At 65.9% G+C, this 2,028-nt stretch carries 2 protein-coding genes and 1 pseudogene; 1 reads left to right on the top strand and 2 read right to left on the bottom strand.

Annotated elements, in window-relative coordinates; genetic code table 11:
- Positions 1-309 (bottom strand): annotated as a pseudogene (locus tag BRAS3809_RS18775) (DUF2147 domain-containing protein); the annotation flags it as partial.
- 91 nt (positions 310-400) lie between these two features.
- On the bottom strand, positions 401-877 hold the full coding sequence (locus BRAS3809_RS18770; RefSeq protein ID WP_008963646.1) for an Lrp/AsnC family transcriptional regulator: 477 nt from the start codon (positions 875-877) through the stop codon (positions 401-403).
- A 146-nt stretch (positions 878-1,023) separates the two neighbouring features.
- On the opposite strand from BRAS3809_RS18770, the gene BRAS3809_RS18765 reads away from it, so the two are divergent.
- Positions 1,024-2,028: 1-aminocyclopropane-1-carboxylate deaminase (locus BRAS3809_RS18765; protein ID WP_035656844.1), on the top strand; the 1,005-nt coding region annotated here is incomplete at its 3' end.

The following is a 2,028-nucleotide window of genomic DNA, read 5'->3' as shown; positions in this document are numbered from 1 at the left end:
GGGCGCCGCAGGAACGGGAGCAGGGACCGCAGCGGCCGGTGGCTGCGCGGGCGGGGCCGGGGTGACGGTTGCCTCGGTCGGCGCCGGCGACGGCTTCTCCGCGCCCGGCTGCGGCTTGGCCGCCGTGTCCTGGTCGCGCTTGCTGCGCCTGGGCTTCTTCTGCTCGGTGTTGTCGTAGACGCCGGGGATCTGCACGGTGCCGCGGTCGGGATCGATGCGGATGGTCTTGCCGCCATATTCGATCACGTACTGCGCCTGGGCGGCACTGCTGGCCAGAACCACGGCAGCAACGGCCAACAGCCTCTTCATCAGGATCTCCGCGATGTCGGTTGCTGAGGTGAGCGAGCTCACGCGCAATTAAGTCGCCGCTGCGGCAGCCCTGGTTCAATGCGGCACCCGCTCAGAAATCCAGCGGCGCATTGTCGACCACCTCCTTCATCACGAAGAAGGTGCGCGTCTGCCGCACGCCGGGCAGCGAGATCAGCTGGTCGCCATGCAGGCGGTTGAAGTCGTTCATGTCGCGGACGCGGATCTTCAGGAAGTAGTCGAAATCGCCGGCGACGAGATGGCAGTCGAGCACGAATTTCAGCTTGCGGATCGCGGCCTCGAAGGTGCGAAAACTCTCCGGCGTCGAGCGGTCGAGCACGACGCCGACCAGCACCAGCGCGCTGCGCTCGACCTTCTCGGGCGCGACCTGCGCGCGCACGCTTCTGATGTAGCCGTCCTCGAACAGGCGCTGGGTGCGGCGGTGGCAGGTGGCCGGGCTGACGTGCACGGCCGCCGCCAGCTCGGCATTGCTGGTCCGGCCGTCCTTCTGCAACAGCTGCAGGATTCGGCGGTCGAAGCGGTCGAGATCGGTATCGGAAGATTCTTTCATTGATTGGCCAATTCGTGAGAGAAAGCGTCGGCCTGTGCGGCAGGAGCCGACGTAAGCACGAAAATTCCGGTCAAGAAAGAGAGCACCTTTCGCGGGACCTTTTGTATGTTCCCACCCGACCCAATCCCCATCCACGGAGAGATCCCGTGCTTCGGCTCGACAAGTTCAAGAAGTATCCGCTCACCTTCGGCGTCACCCCGATCGAGCATCTGCCGCGCCTGACCGCCGCCCTCGGCGGCAAGGTGCAGATCTACGCCAAGCGCGACGACTGCAACTCGGGCCTTGCGATGGGCGGCAACAAGCTGCGCAAGCTCGAATACATCGTGCCGGACGCGATCGAGTCGAATGCCGACACGCTGGTCTCGATCGGCGGCGTGCAGTCCAACCACACCCGCATGGTGGCGGCGACCGCGGCCAAGATCGGCATGAAGTGCGTCGTGGTGCAGGAGAGCTGGGTGCCGCACGAGGACGCCGTCTATGACCGCGTCGGCAACATCCTGATGACCCGCCTGATGGGCGCCGACAGCCGCATCGTCGAGGACGGTTTCGACATCGGCATCCGCAAGAGCTGGGAGAACGCGATCCAGTCGGTGAAGGACGCCGGCGGCAAGCCCTACGGCATTCCGGCCGGCGCCTCCGTGCACAAGTTCGGCGGCCTCGGCTATGTCGGCTTCGCCGAAGAGGTGAGGGCGCAGGAAGCCGAGATGGGCATCAAGTTCGACTACGTCATCGTCTGCGTCGTCACCGGCTCGACGCAAGGAGGCATGATCGTCGGCTTCGCCGCCGACGGCCGCGCCGACCGCGTGATCGGCATCGACGCCTCCGGCACGCCGGAGCAGACCCGTGCCCAGGTGCGCCAGATCGTCGACAACACCGCGGAGCTGGTCGAGCTCGGCCGCAAGGTGCGCGACGATGAGATCGTGATCCTCAACGACTACGCCTATCCGGCCTATGGCGTGCCGAGCGCCGAGACCAACGAGGCCATCCGCCTCGCCGCCCGCACCGAGGCGATGATCACCGACCCAGTGTACGAGGGCAAGTCGATGCAGGGCATGATCGACCTGGTCAAGAAGGGCTACTTCCCGGAAGGCTCCAAGGTGCTCTACGCCCATCTCGGCGGCGCCCCGGCCATCAACGGCTACAGCTACACG

The organism is Bradyrhizobium sp. STM 3809 (assembly GCF_000239795.1).
GTDB lineage: Bacteria > Pseudomonadota > Alphaproteobacteria > Rhizobiales > Xanthobacteraceae > Bradyrhizobium.
Note: the sequence above shows the minus strand (reverse complement) of the source record. Positions and strands in the feature narration are given on the sequence as shown.